The 23565-nt window shown below is 72.6% G+C and carries 15 protein-coding genes and 2 pseudogenes; 10 read left to right on the top strand and 7 right to left on the bottom strand.

Annotated features, from left to right (window positions below):
- Positions 1 to 40: 40 nt before the first annotated feature.
- Both ACZ47G_RS35780 and ACZ47G_RS35775 read right to left on the bottom strand, forming a co-directional pair.
- Positions 41 to 3598, bottom strand: coding sequence for a hypothetical protein (locus tag ACZ47G_RS35780; RefSeq protein ID WP_465750030.1), 3558 nt, complete (start codon positions 3596 to 3598; stop codon positions 41 to 43).
- A 138-nt stretch (positions 3599 to 3736) separates the two neighbouring features.
- The gene (locus ACZ47G_RS35775; RefSeq protein ID WP_465750028.1) at positions 3737 to 4738 is read right to left on the bottom strand and encodes an ATP-grasp domain-containing protein; all 1002 of its coding nucleotides are present in this window, start codon (positions 4736 to 4738) and stop codon (positions 3737 to 3739) included.
- A 390-nt stretch (positions 4739 to 5128) separates the two neighbouring features.
- Between ACZ47G_RS35775 and ACZ47G_RS35770 the strand changes: the two genes are divergently transcribed.
- Positions 5129 to 5896 (top strand): hypothetical protein, encoded by a 768-nt coding sequence (locus ACZ47G_RS35770; protein ID WP_465750026.1) that lies wholly within the window; start codon positions 5129 to 5131, stop codon positions 5894 to 5896.
- Here the strand turns inward: ACZ47G_RS35770 and ACZ47G_RS35765 are convergent.
- A complete protein-coding gene (locus ACZ47G_RS35765; RefSeq protein ID WP_465750024.1) occupies positions 5893 to 6117 on the bottom strand; it encodes a hypothetical protein in 225 nt (74 codons plus the stop codon). The genes ACZ47G_RS35770 and ACZ47G_RS35765 overlap by 4 nt on opposite strands.
- A 77-nt stretch (positions 6118 to 6194) precedes the next feature.
- Between ACZ47G_RS35765 and ACZ47G_RS35760 the strand changes: the two genes are divergently transcribed.
- From ACZ47G_RS35760 to ACZ47G_RS35740, 5 genes and pseudogenes are all read left to right on the top strand, one after another.
- Positions 6195 to 7064, top strand: coding sequence for an FG-GAP-like repeat-containing protein (locus tag ACZ47G_RS35760; protein WP_465750022.1), 870 nt, complete (start codon positions 6195 to 6197; stop codon positions 7062 to 7064).
- Positions 7065 to 7393: 329 nt separating this feature from the next.
- Positions 7394 to 8257 carry a hypothetical protein gene (locus tag ACZ47G_RS35755; RefSeq protein WP_465750020.1) on the top strand — a complete coding sequence of 288 codons (864 nt, stop codon included), beginning with the start codon at positions 7394 to 7396 and terminating at the stop codon, positions 8255 to 8257.
- 130 nt (positions 8258 to 8387) lie between these two features.
- Positions 8388 to 8531 (top strand): annotated as a pseudogene (locus ACZ47G_RS35750) (threonine/serine dehydratase); the annotation flags it as partial.
- 52 nt (positions 8532 to 8583) lie between these two features.
- On the top strand, positions 8584 to 10398 hold the full coding sequence (locus ACZ47G_RS35745; RefSeq protein WP_465750018.1) for an ISL3 family transposase: 1815 nt from the start codon (positions 8584 to 8586) through the stop codon (positions 10396 to 10398).
- 216 nt (positions 10399 to 10614) lie between these two features.
- Positions 10615 to 13902, top strand: coding sequence for an AfsR/SARP family transcriptional regulator (locus tag ACZ47G_RS35740; protein ID WP_465750016.1), 3288 nt, complete (start codon positions 10615 to 10617; stop codon positions 13900 to 13902).
- Between the two features lie 66 nt (positions 13903 to 13968).
- Here ACZ47G_RS35740 and ACZ47G_RS35735 read toward each other — a convergent pair whose 3' ends face one another.
- Positions 13969 to 15447 (bottom strand): alpha/beta hydrolase, encoded by a 1479-nt coding sequence (locus ACZ47G_RS35735; RefSeq protein ID WP_465750014.1) that lies wholly within the window; start codon positions 15445 to 15447, stop codon positions 13969 to 13971.
- Positions 15448 to 15847: 400 nt separating this feature from the next.
- Here ACZ47G_RS35735 and ACZ47G_RS35730 point away from each other — a divergent pair, with 400 nt between their 5' ends.
- Positions 15848 to 17113: a HEAT repeat domain-containing protein gene (locus tag ACZ47G_RS35730; RefSeq protein ID WP_465750012.1), complete on the top strand. Its 1266-nt coding sequence runs from the start codon at positions 15848 to 15850 to the stop codon at positions 17111 to 17113.
- A 121-nt stretch (positions 17114 to 17234) separates the two neighbouring features.
- On the opposite strand, the gene ACZ47G_RS35725 is transcribed toward ACZ47G_RS35730, so the two are convergent.
- Positions 17235 to 18587, bottom strand: a complete 1353-nt coding sequence (locus ACZ47G_RS35725; RefSeq protein ID WP_465750120.1) for a hypothetical protein — start codon at positions 18585 to 18587, stop codon at positions 17235 to 17237.
- A 76-nt stretch (positions 18588 to 18663) separates the two neighbouring features.
- Between ACZ47G_RS35725 and ACZ47G_RS35720 the strand changes: the two are divergent.
- The 3 genes and pseudogenes from ACZ47G_RS35720 to ACZ47G_RS35710 form a co-directional block, all read left to right on the top strand.
- A pseudogene (locus ACZ47G_RS35720) lies at positions 18664 to 18902 on the top strand (pyridoxal-phosphate dependent enzyme); the annotation flags it as partial.
- 385 nt (positions 18903 to 19287) lie between these two features.
- Positions 19288 to 19497 (top strand): DUF6243 family protein, encoded by a 210-nt coding sequence (locus ACZ47G_RS35715; protein ID WP_465750010.1) that lies wholly within the window; start codon positions 19288 to 19290, stop codon positions 19495 to 19497.
- A gap of 405 nt (positions 19498 to 19902) precedes the next feature.
- Complete coding sequence (locus tag ACZ47G_RS35710) at positions 19903 to 20199, top strand: hypothetical protein (RefSeq protein ID WP_465750008.1); 297 nt, start codon at positions 19903 to 19905, stop codon at positions 20197 to 20199.
- 531 nt (positions 20200 to 20730) lie between these two features.
- Here the strand turns inward: ACZ47G_RS35710 and ACZ47G_RS35705 are convergent.
- Both ACZ47G_RS35705 and ACZ47G_RS35700 read right to left on the bottom strand, forming a co-directional pair.
- On the bottom strand, positions 20731 to 22530 hold the full coding sequence (locus ACZ47G_RS35705; RefSeq protein ID WP_465750006.1) for a serine/threonine-protein kinase: 1800 nt from the start codon (positions 22528 to 22530) through the stop codon (positions 20731 to 20733).
- A 35-nt stretch (positions 22531 to 22565) separates the two neighbouring features.
- The gene (locus ACZ47G_RS35700) at positions 22566 to 23396 is read right to left on the bottom strand and encodes a hypothetical protein (protein ID WP_465750004.1); all 831 of its coding nucleotides are present in this window, start codon (positions 23394 to 23396) and stop codon (positions 22566 to 22568) included.
- Between the last annotated feature and the right edge of the window lie 169 nt (positions 23397 to 23565).

Below are 23565 nucleotides of genomic sequence, written 5' to 3'. Positions count from 1 at the left end.
CCCAGGGGGCGGTTCAGGGCAGGGGCCGGTCGCCGCGGTGCTACTCCACCGCCGTGCGCACCGCCAGCGCGGCCTCTCGGACGTCCGCTTGTGGGTGTCGTCGGAGCGTACGGAGGGCGGCTCGCCACTGTGGCTGCCATCCGGTGCGCGGGCCGAGGGCGTGGGTGAGGCCGACCGCGAACAGGCCGTGCGGGCAGCCGCCGTGGGCGGCGAGCCGGTCGACGGCGTGCCGCAGTACTGCCGGGTCGCCGGGGCGGCGGGTGGCGTTGAGCCGGGCGTGCAGGGCCTCGGCCGTGCGGGCGGCCAGGATCGGGCGGTCGGCGTGCAGGGCGGCCAGTCGGTCGAGTTCGGCGAGCAGGTGGTCGTGCGGTGCGTCGAGATCCAGGGCGGCGGTCCGGAGCTGGATGGCGTGGGAGACGAAATCGGTTGCTGGGGCGAGGAGTTCGGCCGCCTCCTGGGCCGCCGCCACGGCGGCCGCCGTAGGGCGGTCACCGGTGCCGGCCCGGAGCCGGGCCACCAGGAAGTCGATCCGCTGCCGGGCCGGCCGGTCGCGGTCGGCCGTCGCGTCAAGCCCGTCCCCCTCGGTGCCGACGACCTCGGCCTCGCTCGCCAGCAGCCGGGCGAGGGCCTCGGTGAGCCGCCGGCCGGTACCGCCGATGGCCATGGCCACGAGGCCGCTCGCGGAGGACCGCCAGGAGGCGCGGTCGGCGAGGTCGACGGTGCCCGCCAGCAGGAGGTCCTCCGCCGCGGGGTACCAGGGTGCCCAGGCGGCCAGCAGGTCGAGTGCGGTCCGGGCGGTCTCCGGGTCATCACCGCTCGCCACCCGGCTCACCAGGGCGGCGTAGCGGGGGCGGTCGGCGGCGGGCAGGTCCAGCGGCCGGGTGCGCAGCACCGCGGACCGGGCCACGGGCGGGCCCGCCGCGGCACCGTCGAGCATCCGCCAGGCCGCGGGCGCGGGGAGCAGGCCGACGGCCGCGGCCACGGCGGCCGCCCGCACGTCGCGGTGTTGCCCGGGCAGGTCGTGCACCTCGGTGAGGAGCGCGAGGGCGGTCTCCACCGGCAGCAGGCGGGCGGCCAGCCGGACCAGTTCCTTGCGGCTGGTGACCTTCACCCCGCTCCCGGTGGTCGTCCCGCTCCCGGTGGTCGTCCCGCTCCCGGTGGTCGTCCCGCTCCCGGTGGTCGTCCCGCTCCCGGTGGCCGTCCCGCTTCCGGCGGTCGTCCCGCTCCCGGCGGTCGCCTCCCGGCCGGGAGGCGCCGTCTCGGCGGGGCTGTCCGGACCGGGCAGCAGGGCCGACCGCAGCACGGGCGCCAGCCGAGAGGGCGCGACGAACCCGGCTGCCCGCCCGGCCGCGTACAGTGCCACCCGCGCCCGGTCGTTGCCGGCCTGGGCCAGCAGCAGCGGCAGCGCCTCGGCGGGCCGGTCCGTCCAGACCAGCGCTCCGAGCGCCGCCTCGGCGAGCACGGTGTCCGGGGCGGCGGCGTAGCGGCGGGCGGCGGCGAAGCCGAGCTCGGGGACCGCCACCATGGCGCGCAGGTGCCCGGTGCGTACCTGGGCGGGCAGCGAGGCGTCGTCCGTCGCCCTGGCCAGCAGGCGGGCCGCGGCCGCGCGCTGCCTGGGCACCCAGCACTCGATCCCGCTGACCGGCGGCAGCCAGTGCGATCCGGCGGCCAGGAAGCGCCCGTACGGCGGGGTGTCGGCGAGCACGGTGTCCAGCAGGTCGGTTCGCCGGCGGGCCAGTACGGCCAGCACGGGCGCCAGGACGGCGGCCGACGGCTCCAGTTCCAGCACCCGCGCCACCCGCTCGCCCCGGTGCGCGGGGTCGGCGAGCCAGTAGCCGACGGCCCGGCTGACGGTCGCGTTGTCGCCGAACTGGATCGCCTCCCAGAGGAGTTCCTGCAGTTCGGGCAGGTGGTGGGCCCGACGGCCCAGGGCCCCGGCCAGGGCGAAGGTCAGCGTGTGGTCGACCTTGTCCGCGCCGGCCGCCAGCCACGGCCGCAGCGCTTCGAAGACCTGGACCTCCTGGCCGTGCCGCAGCACGGTGTCCAGCCGGCCCAGCGGCACACTGCCGAGGGCCCCGGAGAGCTGCCGCAGGGTGGCCAGGGCCCAGCCCAGCAGCGGCTGTTCGCCACTCACCGCGTGCTCGCGCAGTACGGCGAGGGCCAGCCGGGAGAGGGCCTGGCGGGTGGGCCAGGAGGTGTCCCGGGCCTCGACGGCGTCGGTGACGATCCGGCCGAGGGCGTCGGCCGCCGCGCCGGTGAAGAGCGCGGGCGGGACGGCGGCCAGCGCGACCAGGGCGGGGGAGCGGACCGGATCCTGCTCGTTGCGCAGCCGCAGCAGCTCGTCGAGCAGTTCGCCGACCGCAGCCTTCTCGCCCGAGCGGGCGGCGTTGCGCACCAGCAGCGGGTAGGCCAGCGCCCGGTCCTCCGCGGCGGGCCTGCGGGTCGCGGCGAGCAGCAGCGGCCGGGCCTCGGCCACCGGCAGATGGGCGACGTGGGCCAGCACCACCGACCACGCGGCGCCGCGCTCGGTGGCCTGCGCGGCCATCCGCCGGGCCTCGGCCTGCGCCCGTCGCCGGGGCAGCGCGTCGAGCACGGCCTCGGACAGGTCGCTGTGGCCCAGCTCCCGGCCGGCGGTGGCGTGGTCGTAGAACGCCTCGCGCCGGGACGGCGGCAAGGCGCGCAGCAGCTGGGCGAGCCACAGCGGGGCGGTGCTCCACGCCCGGCCCAGGTCCGCCAGCTCGGGCGGGTCGAGCCGGGCGGCCCGGGTCAGCGCGCTGCGGGAGATCGACGCGGTGGCGGCCCGTTCGGGCAGCGTGATCAGCCGGATGGTCCGGCCGGGCGCGGCGGTCAGCAACCGGCCCAGGCACTCCAGCACCGGCTGCGGCAACCGGGTGGGGCAGTGCTGTTCCAGCAGCTCCAGCACCCGCTCCGGCCGCTTCCCGGCCACAGCGGTCAGGGCGTCACCGTTGCGGTACCACCAGGTGTCGCGGGCCGGCTCGGGCAACTCGGCGAGCTGGCGGGCCACTTCGTCCAGCAGCAGGTCGGGGTGGCGGCGGGCCAGGTTGCGCCAGTGGGTGACGGCCAGGAACAACTCGGGCAGGAGCCTGGCCACGGTCTCGGGCCCGCAGCCCGGCAGCAGCCGGGCGGCCGCCGTATCCCCCCACGACTGCCGGAAGGACCCCAGCAGCCGCTCCGCCAGCGCGGTGCGCCCGCGGGCCACGACCAGGGCGGTGAGCCGGTGGCGCAGGACGGCGGGTGCGTCGGCCAGCGCCGCGGCCAACGCCTCGTCCGCGACCGGCAGATGGAGCGCGGCCTTCAGCGCCTGGCGGCTGACCGCCGGGTCGGGATCGGTGAGCCGTGCGGCGATGAACGCGGCGTCGCGGGCGACCGTCGCGGCGACCCCGGCCAGCCCTCGGCCGTAGGACCCGCGGGTGTCCAGCTCCGCCAGCAGCGGGCCGAGGCGCTCCGGCCCGTCGTCGTGGCACAGCTCCTTGGTCCAGGCGGCGAGCCGCCGTATCCGGGCCGGGTGGGCGAGCGGGTCGAGCTCGGCGAGGAGGAGGTCGACGGCTTCGGCGGGACTCTGCGGTGCGCTGGACATGGGCGCCATTCAACAGGGCCACCGGCTCCGCCGTCGTACGGTTTTCGGGCGGACGGGAAGAACGGGAGGGATGGCGGGCCGGTGTGCGCTCGTCGGGCCGCGCGGGGCCGGGGCCGAGGGTCGGGTGCGGTGCCGGGGTCACGGGTGAGGTGTCGGGCGTGGTGCCGGCTGCGGTGTCGGGTGCCCGGTGAGGTGGGCCTGGACCATGGGCAGCGCGACGCCCTCCAGCGCGCCCGGGCCGCTGATCGCCGGGTGGACGTTGACCTCGAAGACGCATCCGCCGTCCTCGACCGCGAGGTCGACGCCGCCGAAGGACAGTCCCAGCGCGCGGGTCGCCGCGATCGCCAGGTCGGCGAGCCGGCGCGGCAGTTCCTCGGGCGGCAGCACGGTGGAGCGTGCTCCGCGTGCCTCGTTGCACGGCTCGTCGAGCGCCTGCTGCACGTGCTCGCACACCCGCAGCACGCGCTCGCCCAGCACGACGACGCGCAGCTGATGCCGGCGGCCCCGGGCGTCGAAGTTGCGGGCGTCCCGGGAGAGTTGCCACTTCTGGCCGGTGGCGGCGTAGCGGTCGCGGGCGGTGAGGAGTTGGGCGGTGGTGGTGGCGTGGAACACGTCGTTGCCGCCCAGTCCGGTGGCGGGCCGGGTCCACACGTCTCCGCCCAGGCGGCCGAACGCGGCGAGCGCGGAGTCCTGGTCCGGCGCGTGCAGGGTGATGGTCGGGGCGTGCGGGACGCCGTGCCGGGCGAAGCGTTCGACGGTGCGGCTCTTGTCGGTGGCGTTGCGCCAGGCGGCACTGTCGGCGGCGCCCAGGCGGGCGGTGTCGCTGCGGGCGAGGACACGTTGGAAGTCCTCGAAGCGGTGGCGGTCGCCCGGGGGTATCTCGTAGACGATCACGGTGTCGGGCGTGAGACTCAGGCCGTCCTCGGCGAGATGCAGGGTGAGGCGGCCGTGGCGGACCTCGGCTCGGCCGGCGCCGCCGGACATGAACTGACGCGCGTCGAGGGGTATCGCGGCGGTGCCGGTGAGCTGTTTGACGGCGGCTTCGAGGACGGCGCTGCTGCCCTCGTCGGAGCCGTGGTCGGTGAGGACCACGATGCGGCGCTCGCCGTCGGTACCGCGGGGGTGGGGAGTCGTGGGCACGGCGGTCGCTCCTGGGTGCTCGGGTGGCGGGCGATGGCGGCGGCGGCCGTCTCGACGGTGCGGGTCGTCCTGACGGTGTGGGGGTCCAGGCCGGCGTCGTCCAGGGCCGCGATTCGCCGCACGACCCACTGCCCTTCCCTTCAACGCCTCGACCGACTCCGGTCGATCCCTACCCGCGCGGACACCGGCGACACGGTGGGGACCAGCCATCCCACGACAAGATGGCCGGCCGGTCGCTAAGAGGCTCCGCCAGGAGGGCATCGATGAGATCCGGCTGCTGACCACACCTAGTCTCGAAGGGGTTATTGCCTGGAGCGGGCTTCACACTGCTGGGGTCAGCCGGATAGTGTGCGTTCGCTGATGCGGTCTTCAAGCTGAAAAAAGAAGAACATGCACATCCTGGAAGACCGCTCGGGTCTCTCCCTGCGTGCCATTGCCCTGCTCGACCGCACCGGATGCCGGCAGGAGCCGACGGAGCCCAGGCTCCCCACGGAACTGCTGCGGGTCCGTGACCGCAAGGGCCGGTCGATCCCCGCCCCGATGGAGCTGGTGATCCGGCGCGAGGGCTTCGCGCAGAGGTACGGCGGACTGCGCTACACCGTGCGAAGAAGCCTCGTGGGCGCGAACGGCGGGCGCTCGGAACGCAGCCTTGAGTGGAGCCACGAGCTGGGGCCGTACGTGTGGCCCGATCCCGTGCGGGGCTGGTTCTTCGACTGGTGGGGACCGCGCGCCGCCCACCCGATCCGCTACCTCCTCCACACCGACGGGCGCGTGGGAGCCGAGAACACCGCCGGCGACGGTGTCTTCCAGGAGATGGAGGCATCCATGCTCCACCGGATCGAGTCCCACGCCGTTATGGACGAGGTGTCGGCATGGGATCCGTGGCCGATCGACGGCGGCGGCCTCGCCATCGCCCGGCACCTGAACAACCTCAGCGAGATCGCCGAAGCGTCAGGCCCCATGCGGCGCTGGCGGATGTCCGATGCCGTCGCCGTCATGGAGTTCGCCTACGTGAGCCGGGAGTTCCCGCGCGAACGTCAGGCGTGGATCTGGTTCCGGGGCGAGGAAGGCCATCGGCAGGTCAGCGCAGCAGCCCTGCTTGCCCACCCATGCGGAACCCTCCCTGAACACCCGTTTCCCGGCTGCGCCGCACGCTAGCGGCCGCCACTGACAGGGCCGACCGGACCGCTCGACGACCCCTGTGTACTCGGGACCTTCGCGTGCAGCCGCCCGAAGCCCGTCGCGCAGACCTGCTCCTGCCGGGCACCGGTGCGCCACGGCAGCAGCCCGGTCCGGCCGGCGCGCAGCAGCACCTGGTCGGCCACCGCGAGCGCGGTGAGCGGCGGGACGACCCCCGGCAGCGCGACGAGCGCGAGCATCCCCGTGCGGCCGGTGTCACCGCCCTTCTCGCCAGCTGCAGACCGCCGAGGCCCAGGCCGGGAACTCCTTCCGGTACGTGGACCCGCCCGCCCTGGACCCCGCCGAGATGTCCGACCGCCTCCACCCCAACGACAGCGGCTACCGGCGGATCGCGCAGGCCTTCTACGGCGGGCTGGACCAGGCGTTCTCCGAGCGTGCGGCGCAGGCATCCGTGACCTCGAACACCGCCAGCGAGTCGGGCGGCCTCGGCCGCGTCCGGTACGCGGACTTCGACGGGGACGGCAAGGCCGACTACCTCACCATCGGAGCCAACGGCGCGGTCGACGTCTGGCTGAACAAGGGCGGTGACGGGCGCGGAGGTTGGCAGCCGCTCGGCCAGGTCGCCACCGGTGTGACCACCGACCCGGCCCAGGTCCGCCTGGCCGACAGGTCGGCGAGCTGCTGGGAGGGCTGGCGGTGGGAGCAACCCCCGCGCTGGCGGGGGTTGCTCCCGGGGAATGGCGACGCCGAGGGCGAGGACGACGAGCGGCCACACCAGGGGGGAGTTGGGCGGGACCGTACCGGTAAGCAGGGCGCCGCCGACCGTGCCGGTGCCGGCCATGGCGGTGCAGGTCGGTGCGGCGGGCACGCGCACCAGCAATCGCCGACGCCAACGCGGCCGGCGCAGCCGGTCCGGCCGTTCGCGCGCGACGTCCTGGTCGCGATCGAGGTCAGCGTGCCGTCCACGCGGGTGGTCGATACCGTGCCCAAGTCCGCGCTGTACGCCGCGGCCGGCATTCCGCACTACTTGCGCCCGGAGCTGGACCCCGCCCCGCGCCTCTACCTCGGGAACCTCGGGAACCTCGAGCGCGGCACCTACGTCGACCGGCTCGTCCAGGTCGGCGAGGCCACCGCGCTCACCGACCCGTTCCTCCTCGACATCGACCCAGTGAGGCTGCCCCGGTAGACCGGCGTGAAGCACCAAGACGGCCGGACCCCGGGGACCGACCGCCGCGCGCCGAATCAGGACCGCCATGACTGCCAGCGCGTCCGCACCCCCAGGCGGATCATCGCCACCGCGCTCCTGCTCACGCGCTCGACGGGTACTCGTCCGCCCATCCTGCCGACAGGAACGACGCACCACCGGCCGCTTGGCGCGGTGATCGGGCCGCCGCCTGAGGGCAGAGTGGTTCCTGGGAGCTCGGAGCCGGGGCAATGGGTGTCGCCGCAGCATGAAGGCTTCGGCGGTGGGGCCCCGCACCGAATCCTGTCGTACCGGGAGTGCACAATCGGCGCATGCCTGAAACCTTCGTTGACCTGGGATCCGTCGATACGCCGTCCGGTGTGCTGGTGCTCGGCATGGCCGGGTGGATCGATTACTGGCGGGAACTGGGGCAGCCTCTGTCCGAGCGTGCCAGGGCGGCAGCGTCGTCGGGGGGAGGCCATCTTCGTGAGTGGCTGTGCGAGGCAGTCGCGGTCCCAGCCGCTGATGACCGGCCGTTGAGGGTGCGGGCGAGCACCTCGCCGTCCCCGTTCGACGAGGAACCGACGATCGCAACCCTGGAGATCAGCCTCGGACTTCCCTGGCTCGAGACCGCAGACCGATCGGTGCCGATCAGACTCGGGGACCTGCCCGTCGACCGGTGCGGAATGGTCATCGGCGACGCCTCGGGGCTGGACGCGTGGACAGGAATGGAGGATGAGCCGGCCGACGGGCTCGCCGACGTCACCTACTGGGGCCGGTACGAGGACGACGCGTACGGGCAGTTCGGCGGCGAGCGGATCGCGCAGTACGGCGTCGACGGACCGCATGGGTGGCCCGACCTCCCGCTGGCCGAGGCAGCCTCACGCTCGGCCGAACTCACCGCCTGGCGTGACCGCCTCTACGGCAACGGTCTGATGGTCTCGATCGACAAGCACACCGACTACCAACGCTTCCGGCGAGCCGGGTGGCACCACCCGCTCCACGTCGGTGCGATCGAGGTCGGCGGCTGCCAGGTGCTCGGCATCGAATGGGACCAAGGCGACCACTCGATCAGGCACCGCGGTGAACGGGACGCCGACCAGGTCTATCCGGTCACGCTCGAAGCCGATGACGCGGGCGAGACAGTGATGCGATGGACCATCCCGCCTTACGACCTCGACGACGAAGACGAGTGACGAGCACAGCCTCTGGGGTCCGCCACCGTAGTGAGAGGCGCTGCTGCGGGGCCGGGTTTTCGGAGCCGACCCTGATACCCGATCCCTGGTCCGGCCGGGGCACGAGTACCGCGAGCTCGTCGGCGGACCCACCGCTCCGGCGGTGAAGGTGGCCAAGCTCCGCGGCTATGGCGTTGACGTCCGCCTGGTCGGCGCCAAGTACGCCGAGGCCCTGGCCGCCTGCGAGGAGTTCGCCGCCGCCACCGGCGCGCTCACCTCGCGCGCCTACGACCACGATTGTGACGGAGCGCCATAGTTTGCGAGTGATCGTTTAGAACTCGCTGGTCATGGCCGTGATGGGGCACCGCAGTTTGCGATGGCGGAGCGCGGCATCTTGCGAGTGCCATAACCGAACGGCCCACAGGGGCGGGAAAGGCACAGGTCAGACGGGCCTTCTTGGCCGCTCGCAAACCACCGTTGATGAGGATCCGCGAAAACGGCTCTGCCCGGAGTTCCGTGAAACCCCAGGTCAGCGGCATGCATGCAGAATCGTTTCCCTGGGGGATGACCTGCGCGTGGCTCTCCGCTCGATCGAAGATGTGCTGTTTCCCGGAGTCGATGTTGAACTGGAACGGCTGACCGCCGCCCAAGGGGCCGTGCTGGTGGAGGTGGCCGCGTGCGGCCCGCCGGCCCGTTGCCCAAGCTGCGGAAGCCCGGGAAGACGGAGGCACTCCACCTACTGGCGAACGCTTGCCGAACGCCCGCTGGCAGGAAGGAAGTTGGCGATACGCCTTCGCGTTCGGCGCTACTTCTGCGATCGCGCGCGGTGCCGGCGGACGACCTTTGTCGAGCAGGTCTCCGGACTGAGCGAGCGCCACCTGCGTTCCAGCATCGGGCTGAAACAGTGGCTGCGGGACGTCGCCGTCGAGCTGGGCGGCCGGGCCGGCGAACGGCTGTGCCACAAGCTCAGCATCGCCGCCGGCCGGACCCGCCTCCTCGGGCTGCTGGAGGAGCCCGATGTGCCGGAGCGGGCACCGCGGGTGCTCGGCGTCGACGAGTTCGCCTTCCGCAAGGGCCGCACCTACGGGACCGTCCTCGTCGACGTCGAGACCGGCCGCGTCGTGGACGTGCTCCCGGACCGCACCTCGGAGACCTTCGCCGCCTGGCTGCGCGAGCACCCCGGCGCGGAGATCATCTGCCGCGACCGGGCCACCGCCTACACCCGGGCGATCAAGGAAGCCGCACCAGACGCGATCGAGGTCGCGGACCGCTGGCACCTGCTCCAGAACCTGTCCGCCGCAGTCGAGAAGACCTGCCACCAGCACCGCTCCTGCCTGCGCAAACACGCCGACCAAGAGGAGGCGCCCGAGCCGCCGGCGATCGACCTGCCGATGCCGCAGCTGCCCCGCACGCCGATCATCGAGCGAACCCGAGACCGCTATGCGGACGTGCACCGACTGCTGGACCAGAAGTGGACGATCAGCGCCATCGCCCGCCACCTCCACCTGGACCGCAAGACCGTCCGGAGGTTCAAGACCACCCCGCTGGACGAACTCCTCGCCTCCGCCCGGAACTTCGGAGCCAGCAGGCAGGGGCTGATCGACCCGTTCAAGCCCTACCTGAACAGTCGCTTCACCGCCGGGTGCACCAGCGCCCAGCAACTGTTCCGGGAGATCCGCGAGCGAGGCTACCGGGGCAGCGTCCTGGTGGTCCGCCGCCACGTCGCCTCCCTGCGCGAGGGAACCGCCGAACCGGTCCGCGCCGACATCCCCAGCCCCCGCCGGATCACCTCATGGATCATGCGCCCGACAGGCACGCTCACCGATCACGAACAGGGCAAACTGCTGGGCGTCCGGATCGCCTGCCCGGACATCGCCCGGGCCTACGACCTGGCCCGATGCTTCCACGACCTCATGACGAACCGACTCGGCGCCCTCCTGCACGACTGGATCCGCGAGGCCGAACAGGACGCCCCCGCACCCGTCCGTTCGTTCGCCGGTTTCCTCCGCCAGGACCTCGACGCCGTCACCGCCGGCCTCACCCTCGAATGGAGCTCCGGCAAGGTCGAAGGCAACGTAAACCGGATCAAAACCCTCAAAAGAGCCATGTATGGGCGCGCCTCGTTCCGCCTCTTGCGGACACGGATCCTCACCCGACCATGAGCATCACGGAACTCCGGGCAGAGCCGTTTTCAGGGATCGCCATCACCGTGCGCGCTGTAGCACTAGAACTTGATCGTTTGCCAAATAGCCTTGACTGGTTGTTCGAGTGCCCTGCGCTCAGCGCCGCCTCACCACTGCGCAGTGCGGCCGTGAAATCTCGCGTCGGATCGCACCCTGCCGCTCGGGCCTTGTAGGGCATCGGGATAATGATCTTGGATGCTGGCTGATGCGGGGCAAGGGGGCGGGGTGCGGATCAACGTTCTGGGGCCGCTTCAGGTCGTACGGGGTGGGGACGGGGCGGCCTTCGAGGTCGGCGGGGCGCGGCTTCGACTGCTGCTGGTCCGGCTGGCTCTCGACCCTGGGCGCGTGGTCACCCGTGAGCGTCTGGTGGACGACCTGTGGGCGGACATGCCGCCGGAGGAGCCAGCCGGTGCCCTGCAGTCCTTGGTTTCCCGGCTCCGCCGGGCGCTGGGGGGCGACCGGACGGCGGTCGGTTCGCACCCTGCCGGGTATCTGCTGGATCTGCCCCGGTCGAGCGTGGACGTCTGGGACTTCGAACAGCGGGTGGCCGCGGGGCGGGCGGCGCTGACGGCGGGCCGGTTCGCCGATGCGGTCGCGCTGCTGGAAGGGGCACTGGAACTCTGGCGCGGGGCACCGTTCACGGACGCCGAGGGCGCCGGGTTCACCTCTGCGCCGGCGGCCCGGCTGACGGAACTGCGGTTGGCGGCGGTCGAGGACCGGGCGGACGCCCTGCTCGCCCTCGGCGGCACCGAAGCGCTGCCGCGGCTGGTCGCCGAGCTCACCGGACTCTGTAGCACCCACCCGCTGCGCGAACGAGCCGCCGTCAGGCTGATGCGCGCGCTCCACGCGGACGGGCAGCAGGCGGCGGCGCTGCAGGTGTTCGAACGTACCCGGCGGGCGCTGGCCGAGGAACTGGGTGCGGATCCGTCGGCTGAACTGCGGGACGCCCACCTGCAGGTGCTGTCCGGCGCGAAGTCGGCGGGGCACGGGCCGGCCCCGGCTCCCGCCGGCTACCCGGCAGGGCGGGCGGCACTGCCCACCTGGCTCACCGGTCTGGTCGGCCGCGATGAGGCGCTGGCAGCGGTTCGGGTGCGCCTGCACCGTTCCCGCCTGGTGACGCTGACCGGGCCGGGCGGCGTCGGAAAGACCCGGCTGGCGATTGCGGCCGCGAGGGCCGCCCCGCCCGCGACGGACGTACGGCTCGCCGAACTCGCGGGCGTCAACAGGCCAGACGCAGTGACCCAGGCCGTGCTGACCGCTGTCTGCCGTCCGGGCGAAGCCGGCGTGCTGGCCAGCGGCCTGCCTGCCGGCGATCAGGCCGGGGATCCCGTCGACCGGATCGTCCGGGCCCTGGAGGGTCGTGAGGTCCTGCTCGTCTTGGACAACTGCGAGCATCTGATCGAGGATGCGGCCCGGTTGACCCATGACCTGCTGGCCGCAGCGCCCCGCCTCACGGTGCTGGCCACCAGCCGCGAACCGCTCGGTGTCACCGGCGAGGCGCTCTGGCCGGTGACACCGCTCGCCGTGCCCGAGCCCGGCTCCACCGCCCAGGAAGCGCTCGCGCACCCGGCCGTCGCCCTCTTCACAGAGCGGGCTGCCGCAGCCCGCCCCGGCTTCACGCTGGACCACGACACCGTCGAGCCGGTCGTCCGGATCTGCCGCGAGCTGGACGGCCTGCCGCTGGCCCTCGAACTGGCGGCGGCCCGGCTGCGGGCCCTGAGCCCCGGACAGGTCGCGGCGCGGCTGCACGACCGGCTCCGACTGCTGGACCGCGGCTCACGCACCGCTCCCGACCGGCACCGCACACTGCGCGCCGTCATCGCCTGGAGCTGGGAGCTGCTCGATGAGGACGAGCGCGTCCTGCTGCGCCGGCTCTCCGTGTTCGCCGGCGGGGCGACCCTCCGCGACGCACACCTGGTCTGCGCCGCGCATTGGCCGGGCGGGCCGGCGCCCGACCCGACGGCCGTGGAGGACCTGATGGCCTCCCTGATCGACAAGTCCCTGGTCGTGGCCGCCGACCGGGAGACCGGGACGGTGCGCTACCGGCTGCTGGAGACGGTTCGCGCCTACGCCGCGCAACGGCTCGTCGAGGCGGGCGAGGACGACCGGACCGGCGCTGCCCACCTGAGCTGTTTCGTCGAGCTCGCCGAGAACGCCAAACCCCTGCTGCGGACGGACGGCCAGGTCGGCTGGCTGGCCCGGCTGGACGCGGAGCAGGGCAATCTGGACGCGGCACTGGGCCGGGCGGTCGCCGTCGGCCCGCCGGAGCACGCGCTGCGGCTGGCAGCCGCGCGGGCCTGGCCCTGGTTGATGCGCGGTCAGGGCCGTGAGGCCGGTGAGTGGACGGCGGCCGTTCTCGCCGCCCACGGCTGCAGTCCGCCGCCCGGTCTGGAGCGGGCGCACGCCCTGTGCGTGCTCCTGGCGCAGCTCACCGCCCCGCTGAGGGAACCCGGTGACACCCCGATCCCGCCGGAGGCGATGGGCACGGCGCTGGTCACGGCACAGCAGGGCGACCACCCGGTCGCGCTGGCCGCCGCGCTGCTGCTCGCCATGGCCGGGCCGCCCGAAGCCGTGGGTGCGACCGCGCAGCGCTTCGCCGAGCACCCCGACCCGTGGACGCGGGCCGCCGCCCATCTGGTGCTCGGCCGGATCGAGCTGGGCGCGGGCCGGATCGGGCACGCCGAGCACTGCCTGCGGACCGCGGTGGACGGCTTCCGTACCCTGGGCGACCGCTGGGGGCTGGCCATGGCGCTGGTCACACTGGCCGCGCTGCTGTCCGTCACCGGCGCGGCCGACGAGGCCCTCGCGGCGCTGGCGGAAGCCGGTGAACGGGATGCCGAGATGGGCGGCTCCGGCGACGCGCCGTTGGCACTGGTGCTGTCGGGCCGCCTGCGGGCGCGCTGCGGCCAGCCGGCCGCGGCCCGGGTCGACCTGGAGCGCGCGCTGGCCGGAGCAGAACGGGCCCGCGACCCACACCTCCAGGCCGCCGCCCGCTACGCGCTCGGCGAACTCGCGCGGCGCGAGGGGGACCTGGAGACAGCGCTGAACGAACAGCGTGAGGTGCTGCGGCGCCTGGAGCAGCTGCCGGCGACCGGCCCCGGCGACCCCACTCGACTGCACCTGCTCGCCCTGCTGCACACCAGCCTGGCCCGCACCCAGCAGCGGCGCCGCGCACCGAACGCGGCCGGGCCGCTGCACCGCCGGGCCCTGGAGCTGGCCGCGGAAAGCGGCGACCGGCCGGTGCGGGCGGATGTGCTGGAAGGATTCGCCGAGTACTGCCTCGCGCTCGGCGAAGCGGCACGCGGTGCGGCGGCACTGGGCGCCGCGTACGGCCTGCGTGGGGCCCACGACGCGGGCGATCCGGAGCTGCGGGCCGTCCTCGACGGCTGCGCGCAGGCCCTCGGAGAGGCCGGCTTCCGGGCCGCCTGGGAGCGCGGCCGGGCGCTGTCGCGACCGGAGTCGCTGGCCCTGGAGGCGGGCTGACCGGCCCCCAGGAGCGCGTCGGCCGCGCCCCCGGGGGCGGGTGGCGCCGCCGGCCCGATCGTGCGATCAGCCGCTGAACGGCGGTTTGGTGGGGGCGCAGACCGTACCGGGGGCGGGCAGGATGCCGTCAGTCAGGTAGCGGGTCTCGTGCTCGGCGGCGCAGTCGCTGGGGTTGACCAGCACGGTGTGGCCGTAGCCGTCGACGGTCAGCAGCCGCGCGCGGGCGAGCGAGCGGGCCATCGCGCGGGACCCCTCGTACGGCATGGCCGGGTCGCCGGTGTTGGCGACGACGAGGATCGGCGCGGAGGTGCGGTGGTTCCACGGGCCGTCGTAGCGGTCGCGGTCGCGGGCGGGCCAGTCGGCGCAGCGCTCGTCGGCCCAGGCGAAGTACGGGCCGGTCTCGCCGGAGCGGGCCCGGGCGTGCTCGGCCAGGGCGGGCCAGTCGGCGGCGGCGGGAGGGTTGGCGGAGTCCGAGCAGACCACCGCGAGCGCCTGGTCCGGAGACTGGCGCAGGACGGGCGCCGGCGGCGTGCTCGGCCCGGCGTCGGGTGCCTCGGTGGCGGTCCAGAGCCCCTGGAGCGTGGCGCCGAGCTCGGTCCAGCCGATGGGCAGCTTCGCGACGGGATTGGTGGCGTACAGCGCGATGATCGTCGCCTCCACGGCCGAGCCGGCGGTGAAGGTCCTCCCATCGAACGCGACCGGCCGGGTACGTAGCCGCTGGAGCAACTCGCCGTACCTGGCCCGGGTCGCGGCGGCCGTCCCGGCGGAGAAGGCGCAGGTCTGGGGGCCGGCCTGGCCGCACTGGTCGAGGAAGGCGTCCAGGACGCGAGCGGCGGCCACGTCGCTGCCGTTGCGCAGCAGGGCGCCCGTGGTGGCGGCCTGGTCTCCGCGGCCGGTCGACCAGGCGACCGGGTCCGGGGCACTGTCGAGGACCATCGCGCGGACGCGGCCGGGAAACAGGTTGGCGTAGGTGGCGCCGAGGTAGCTGCCGTACGAGGTTCCCAGGTAGCTGAGCTGTCGGTCGCCGACCGCGCGGCGGAGCAGGTCCATGTCCCGGGCCACGTTCGCGGTGGAGATGTGCGCCAGCAGATCGGGGTTGCGGGCCGCGCACTGCCGGGCCAGGCGCTGGTAGGCGTCGGCCCAGGCGTTCTGCTGGTCCGGGCCCTCGGGGTAGCCGGCGGCCGTGCCCGTCAGCAGGGCCTGCTCGTCCGCCGGGTCGTCGAAGCACTGGACGGGAGCGCTGCCACCGGTGCCGCGCGGGTCGAAGCTGACGATGTCGAAGCGCCGGCGCACTTCTTCGGGGAACTGCCCGAGCATCATGGGCAGGGCCACGGTGCCGGCCGCAGCAGGGCCACCGGGGTTGTAGAACAGTGAGCCGATCCGGTGGGCCCGGTCCTGCGCCGGGTGCCGGATGACAGCGAGGTCGATCCCGGCGCCGCGCGGGTCGTGGTGATCGAGCGGGACGCGGGCGGTCGCGCACTCGAAGCCGTCCGCGCACGCCGCCCAGGCGAGTCGCGGCACCGGGGTGGTGTCTGGCGCAGCCACCGCAGTTGCCGGGCACACCGCGGCCAGCAGCGCGGTCGCGGCGGCACTGGCGACGAGCCGCCAGGAGCCTACCTCTCGCCGTTTGGTGTGGAAGGCCTTGGGTTGGCGCCGTCCTGCGACCGAGCCAGTGGGAGGGGAGGTACGAGTCACGCGAGAGCCCTTTCGTCAACGGGCCGGGCGGTCGTCCGCGCTCCTCGGTCGCGGTGTACCGCCCGGCATGTCAGACGGTTCCGCACCTCGGTGGCAGACCGCTGTCATCCCGCTGGCAGGGGGTCAGGCGGCCGTCCGGTAACAGGACAGTGGGCACTTGCAATTGCGAGAGGGCTCACTGAGACCGGGTTTGAGAACTGGGTCAGTGGCCTAGTGATCTTGACCGTTTCAGGAGCTGGCAACGCACCGCATGGCAGCCGAGACCGGCGCAGAGCTTGCCGGAAACTCGTTCGCGTCCCGGCCCGTCCACAGGCACAATCGGCCGGTGGATCTGCCCTTGCTGCTGGCTGCTGTCGAACGCGGAGACGACGACGCGGCGCTCGAACTCCTCTATGACGCCACCGCGGACGACCTGGCCGGCGACGACTCCGTGACCCTGCTGGCCGCCGCCGCAAGGGCCGGACGCCAGAAGGTCGTCGACCATCTGGTCGTCTGGGACGTGGACGTGACCCGCCCCTGGGCCGGAGGTGTGGACCCTGTGACGTGGGCGGCCGAGAACGGCCGGTACTGGGTGCTGCAGGCGCTGCTGTCCCGAAGCCGTGATCCCCTGAGCAGCGACAGCCCGCACCGGCGTGCGCTGTGTGCCGCGCAGGAGGCCCTAGCGTCTGGCATGGAGGCCGGGAGCGAGCCGCCGCCCGCGCACCGGGCGGTCATCACTGAAATGGAGGCCGTGCTCGGCGTCCGTCACTCGCCGGACGAGCTGATGGCCCGTGCCCTGGTGCACGCCGACCCCGACCACGACGACTGGTTCGCCTCGGTCTACAACCTGGGGCTCTGGATCGACCGGGAGACCTTCGACTGGGCCCTCGAAGCAGCCCGGCACGCGTCCGACCGTGACCGCAGGCGCTTCGGACTCGACACGATCAACCACCTGGGAATCGGGTTGAGCGTCCGCGTCGACGTCGACGACACCGAGCTCCCCTTCGCCCGCGAGGCGGAGGAGTTCCTGCGCCCGCTGCTTCACAGCGAACAGGACCCCCGTACTCTCGCCATCGTCATCGCCGCCTTCGCAGAGCACTGCTCCGGCGACGTGGTCCCGGCGCTGCTGCCCCACGCCAGCCACCCCGACCCGCACGTCCGCAGGACCGTCTCCGCGCTCCTCCGCACCAACACCACCAAGCGCGAGGAAGCCCTCGCCGCCTTGATGTGCCTGGCCGGCGATCCCGTGCCCATGACGCGGGCGAACGCGCTCAGCGAGCTCCTGATGTCCGCTGTAGACACCCCGGAACTGCGCGGCGTCTTCGCCGCGCACCTGACGGACCCGTACTTCGACGCCCGCCTGGAGGCCGCCGCCGGCCTGGCCCTGCGCGACGACGAATACGGCCGAACGGTTCTCGACGAGATCCGCTCCGGCATCAAGAACATGAACAGCCCCGGCTGGGGCCGTCTCTCCGACATCGACCACCTGCTGCGCGTACACGCCGAAGCAGCAGAAACAACCGCACGAGATCACTGACGGTCCGTCAGGGTAGAGCGGCAGCAACCTGGGGCGGGCCGAGATTGCTTGGCAGACAGTCGAGATCGCCTGTCAGAGGACAGCGGGACTGACATTGCTGCCCCGTCTCGCTATCAGAGGGTCAACGGGCGCCGACCTGCCCGGGAAGCCGGCCCGGGTGCTCGAACAGCAGGGTCTTGATGCCGCCGAAGGCGCGCTCGACGGCGAACTTGTCGCTGGCCCGCAGCGTGCGGGCGGGCAGGATCGTGCAGCCCAGCTCCCGTTCCGCCTCCACCAGGGCGTGGTTCTTGTAGGGGCTGCCGCGATCGGTGGTCACGGTCTCGGGGGAGAAGAAGGGCAGGGCCGCGACCTTGTGGCCGGCGAACTCGGCGATCAGCTCGGCCGGGACACCGGGGTAGGGCCACTCCATCTCCGCTCCCCAGCCCTCGCGCATCGGCAGGGGCAGCATCACGTCCCGCGGCAGCATCGCGACGTCGACCGAGGTGTCCGACCCCAGGGTGAGGCGGAACGCCGGCAGCGAGTGCGTGAACAGGTCCAGCCCCAGGGTCAGCGTGGCCCCTACGGCCTCCCCGAAGACCGTCTCGCGCAGCATGACCGGCAGCGGGGTGGAGTCCAGCGCCAGGTCCTGACCGGGGCGGTGGACCACCACCCGGGTGCCGACGCCGGCCTGGGCCGCGGCGTCGGCCGAGCGCAGGTAGCGGGCCCGACCGCCTCCGGGTCCGAACCACTCGGCCCCGCCCCGGGCCAGGGTGAAGCGGGAGGGGATCTTCTCGGCGGGGAAGTCCTCGAACCTCTCCGCCATGTGCTGGTGCAGCAGCCGGTGCTTGGCCCGCATGCTGGTGCGGGCCCGGTCCTTGCGCTCCTCCCTGACCGCGAAGATCGCCTCTCGGACCTCCTCGGTGACCGTCGGGTGCCCGCCTTGGCGGCGCGTCCACCGGCCGTCCGCGCAGGCCAGCAGCAGGCTTCCCTCGCTGCTCAGCGTCGTCAGCCCCTGCAGGGTGCGCAGGCCCAGGCCCTGGAGCCCCAGCCGCGCGGCCTCGTCCGGCGCAAGGGCCGCCAGTTCGGCGACCTTCGCCGCCCGGCGCTCGGTCAGCGTTGTGGTGTCCGGGTCGTAGGCGGGCCGCGGCTCGCCCGGCCGGGCCCGGGCGCGGTGTCCGTCGCGGAAACCGGTCGCCGCCTCCAGCACGTGCTCGGCCCGGATCTGGGCCCGGATGAGCTGGTCCTCGGCCAGGTCGGCCAGCGACAGCGGCTGGACAGCCCGCTGCTGGCAGCTGACGTCGCCCGCCTTCCCGGCTGGCCGCAGGTCCGGGTGGTGGACCAGCCAGCGGATCGAGCGGTACTCGGCCCGTCCTTCGCCGTCGACCAGGACCAGGCGGCCGAACTGCGGCTCGGCCGACTCGACGGTCCACGGCACCCCGTTGAGCAGGAGCTGGCCGCCGGCCGCCAGCTGCAGGCGTCCTCGCCCGCCCGCCATCACCGCACCTCCGCAGGCCCGCCGCCGGGCCAGAGCAGCGAGCCATCGTCCAGCGGGCGGCCCAGGTCGATCCCGAGGCGGCGGCGGTCTGTTCGCCGGTGTCGCACCGCCGCCCAGCACCACAGCATCCGCACCGTCGCCGTCGAACCGGAGAACTCCCGCGCGCTCAACGCCGCGACCGAGGCCGGCCGCCCGGTCGACGTCACCGTCGACTCCATCGCCGCCGACTCCCTCGGCGCCCGCCACACCTCGCAGATGGCCCTGCACGCCGCCCAGAAGGACGACGTGCACACCGTGCTGGTGCAGACGACGGCAAGCTGAACCTCGGTGCCCACCCTCCCCGGGACCTGCCGAGCGCCTGGCGCGTCTGCGAGCTGTCCGGACCTGCCAATTCGTCCCCGTGCGGAGGCCCATTCTGCGGGCACCGGCAGCGTGTTGCGGGGCCACCCGTCAACTCACCCCGACCTGCCACAAGATCAATTATGGATGGACCTGAGATCTCCGGGCCGAGCGTCAAGGTTGGTGTGCAAGGCCGACGGAACCGGGTAACGTCCTTGTCATGTTCTTCCAGACGCCGATTTACGAGTGAGCGCGTGATGGGCCCCTGCTGACGTCCTTCGACGTCGCCGCCCGTCCCCCACCGATGAATCCGTAGATCACTTCACTTCATTTCACTTCACCACCAGGAGAACCCACGACCGTGAGCAAGAACATCAACAACCCCGTGGGCATGGGCGGCGGCCAGCGCAAGAGGCAGTCCCGCGCCGAACGGCAGAACAACGGTCCGCACCGCAACCTCGACCGCCAGGGCGCAGCCGACCAGAAGGCGGAGCTGGTGCGCAAGATGCGCGAGAAGGCAGGAACGACTGAGGGCGCCGGGCAGGCGGGCGGCGACACCGTACAGGGCTGACGCGCCGCCGCCGCAGCGCGGCACCGCACGGGGCAGGGCTCGGACCGCGACGCGCGGTCCGGGCCCTGCTGCCGTACCGGGGCTCTGCTGCCGTACCGGGCGCGGCCGGTCCCGCTCAGCTCTCGGCCGACCACCCAGGGCAGCCGCAGAATCGGCAGCCCCGTCACCGCCATCACCCCGAGCTGCACCAGCAGCTCAGCACGTCCCCGTGCCCAGCCCGGGCAGCACCGCAGCTGGCGGTGGCATCGCAGCAGAGGAAGCGGACACGGCCGCAGGACAACACTGACGGACACCTCAGTGGGACAACCGCGAAGCCCGCTGGCCAGAACGGCCGCCGATCGGAGGCCAGCAGTGGACCCCGGCCGCCGACGTCTTCGCCCGGCTCCGCGCCGCCGGCGGCGACCGGTGACCGACCAACCCGAACAGCCGGCTCCGCTGCACGTCTTTCTCTCCGACGCTGCCGAAGCCGCCCTCGCCGCGCTGCGCCCGGGTGAGCTGGACGCGGTCGAGAAGCTCGTGGAGCGCCTGGCGGTCTTCCCGCGGCTCGGCATCCCGGTGCCCGGCGGCACTGACCCCGAGGTCGACGACTACACCGCCCGCACCGACCCGGCCTCCGACCCCGGCGACCGCATCAGCGTCGTGTACCGCCTGCATGAGGGCATGTCAGCAGTCTTCGTGACTTGGGTGATCGCCGGACCCTGACCCCGCACCAGCACCACCCTGGACATGGCCGGGCCCCTCACGCTCGTCGACGTGAGGGGCCAGGCCATCAGCGTACGGGGAGAACAGCGCAGGTCGGCTTCGGGTTGATTCTCCGCTGCGCCCTGGGGTCGATGGACTCATGGTTCATTTGGTGATTGTGGTGTCCCCCAAAATGAACCATGGGTCCATCCCAGCTCCCACCGCTCGCTCTCTTCGTCCGGTCGGGTGGCGGCTCCTACCCTGCCGGACAGCCGGGTCCGGGCGGTAACCCGATGATTCACGCGGACCTGACCATGGAGGTGGCTTGGCGCGGCGCGCTCCGCTACCGCACCCTGGCCAGCGCCCGGATGCGCTGGACCATCCTTCGCTGCCGCCTGGACTGCGCCGCCGGATCCGCCGTCAGGGCCGTGACCGGCCCCGTCGCCGCACCGGCCGGACCGTGGACGGCCCGGCCGGGGCTTCCCTGTCAAGTCAGCGTGTTGAGTGACAGCGGCCACTGGGACCACCGACCTTGAGAGCTGATTTGTCGGGTCACCCCGGTGAAAACAGCACCTTGATGCACAGCGTCTCGGTGCCGTGGAGGACCTGCATCGAGTAGCCCGGCGCGTTGCACTGGTCGCCCTTGTTGGGGCCGAGGATCTGGGAGATCTGGATGATGTAGGGGCGACCAGAGGGGGTCTGGGTGTTGTTGCAGAACCAGCCATCCCGTGGGTAGCCAGCCTCGAACTTGCCATTGCCGCCGCCGAGGAAGCAGTCGCCGACGCGGAATTGACGGTCTACGCACAGGGTGATGAGGGGGCTGCCGCCCAGGTGGACCCATTGTGTACTGCCTCCGCCGGGAGGGCCCGGGCACTCCTCAGTGCCGGTGGGCACCATCTTGGTGACGCGGTAGTACGCATTCCACGCGTCGCAGGGCACTATGTTCGGCTTGAAGGTGTCGTTCGGCTGGTCGATCACGAAGTCACCTGGGGGGCCGTATGCGTCTTCTCCGTAGAAGCAGTCGCCCACTCGTGCCGCTGCGAAGGCCTGGCCGATGGCGTCCATCGTGGGGCTGGGCGTCGGCCTGGGCGTGGGGCTGGGCGTAGGGCTGGGTGTGGGCGTAGGGCTGGCACTCGGAGTGGGGGTCGCGGTGGGGCTGAGCGTGGCCGTAGAACTTGACACGGCGTCGGCCTGCGTGTGGGAGAAGGGGGGCAGCCCCGCGAAGGCGGTGGCGGCTAGCAGGCCGAGGACGAGGCAGGCGATGCTGATCCATGCGAGGTTAGGGCCGAACCGCCTCCGCTGTGAGGCCGATTCGTCGGGACGGACGCTGCCGGTGCCTCCTGGTGTCCTTTCCTTGCGGGGACTGGGGCTGGAAGGAGGCGATGGTAATGGTGCCGGGGTTTGCACTTGGCGTTCGTCGATCATCGTCGTGATCGGCGCGGGGAGCCATTGGACGATGGTCTGGGTGGGAGTGGTGAGTTCCCTGAGGATGTCGGCCACTTCGGGGCGGTCCCCGGGGCTCTTGGCCAGGCAGCGGTGCACCAGGTCCGCCAGGTAGGCGGGTAGGCCGGTCAGGTCTGGTATGTCGTGGACGATGCGGTAGACGATCGCTTCCGCTGAGCCGGTGCCGAATGGGCTGCGGCCGGTGGCTGCGAACGCCAGGACGAGTCCGAGGGAGAACACGTCGCTGGGCGGGCCGATCTTGTGGCCGCGTGCCTGTTCGGGGGACATGAACGACGGGGTGCCGATCACGGAGCGGGAGACGGTGGTGGAGGTGGCGTCCAGCGCGCGGGTGATGCCGAAGTCGATGACGCGGGGGCCGTCGGCGGCCAGGATCACGTTAGAGGGTTTGAGGTCGCGGTGCACCAGGTTGCAGGCGTGGATCGCACGGAGCCCCTCGGCCAGTCCTGCTCCCAGCACGGTGATCCCCTCCGCGGGCAGCGGACCGTGCCTCTGGACGGCCTCGTGGAGGGACGGGCCTGGTATGTAGGCGGTGACCAGCCAAGGTGGGTCGGCATCGGGGTCAGCATCGACCACTTGGGCGGTGTAGAACCCGCCGACCCGGCGGGCCGCCTCGACCTCTGTGGCGAACCGGCGTCGAAATCCGAGATCGCCGGCCAGCTCGGGCCGCACCAGCTTGACCGCGACCGGGCGACCGCTAGGAGAGCGCCCCAGGAATACCTGCCCCATCCCGCCACCGCCCAGGCGCCCCTCCAGCCGAAAATCCCCTACCGCGTGCGGATCACCCTGCCGTAGCGGCTTCGGCCAGGCCGGGGAGTTCAGGTCGGCTGTGGGCGTCTGGTTCGGCTCGTTTCTGGAGGGCTCGGGCGTGTGATCATTCGAGCTGGACATGGTGCTCCCCCTTCGGACGTCGGCCGGGCGGAATCTTATGGAACTTCATTCCCTACGCGCGATTCTGATGCTGCGTCAATGCCCGAAGGGTGGGCCAGCCGCAGCGGTGCGACGTTGGCGCTGCCGCTGAGTACGTCTCGGAGTTCCTGGTTCTCCAGGGTGAGCCTGGTGTTCTCGGCGAGGAACCCTTCGACGTCAGCCTCCAGGCGGGTGATCAGGGTGTTCTTCTTCCCGATGGTCGTCTGGAGGCTGACGATCTTCTGGCGGAGCCGGGCCTCGACGTCCGAGGTGCCGCTGCGGTTTCGGACGTGCTGATCGGTGCGGATGGTGTTGGGGCAGCCGGAGACGCACTGGTCGAGGCTGGGGGCGTCGTGTTGGCCGTCCTTGGTGCACAGGGCCCGGTCGCGTCGGTAGAGGCACAGCAGCAGGGCGTTGGGGTTGTCGTACAGGACGGTGCCGTCGCGGGCGAGGTGGCGGCGGGCGGCGGCGTGTTTGCGGGTGAAGTCGAGCCCGACGAGGGCGCCGTGGAAGGCGGGTCCTCGAGTGGCGGCGAGGATGGCCGGGCGGGCGGCGGGGCCGGAGATTGCTTCTCCGGCTTGTAGGCGTTCGTGGAGGTCGGCGGCGGCCAGCGCGGTCTCGATGTCGATCAGGGGGTGCATGCCGGTGCGGGAGCGGTTGCCGTAGCGGCTGGCGGTGTCGGTGTCGAGGGCGGTGCGCAGGTGGCCGTACTGGATGGCGAGGGCGACCAGGCCGCCGGGGCGGCGGGCGATGTGCCAGGCGAGGTTGTGGATGCTGTTCTGCGCTGACCATTGACCACTGGCAGGTTGCGACGGCCTCCTCGTGGCTATGAAGCCGTCAGTCGTCATGGATGTCGTTCCAAGATGGTTTTGGGAGTCACTGACGCACGATTTTCTTGATCAATGTCAGTGAGGACCGCTGTCCTGTGTCAAGGGACAGTAGGAGTTCCCCGCTCGCGGACAGTTGATCTCCCCACTGGCGGACGTGGAAAGTCCCCGGTGGACAGTTGATCTCCCC

It is taken from the genome of Kitasatospora sp. NPDC030952 (assembly GCF_055571335.1).
This window is presented reverse-complemented; position numbering and strand designations above follow the sequence as displayed.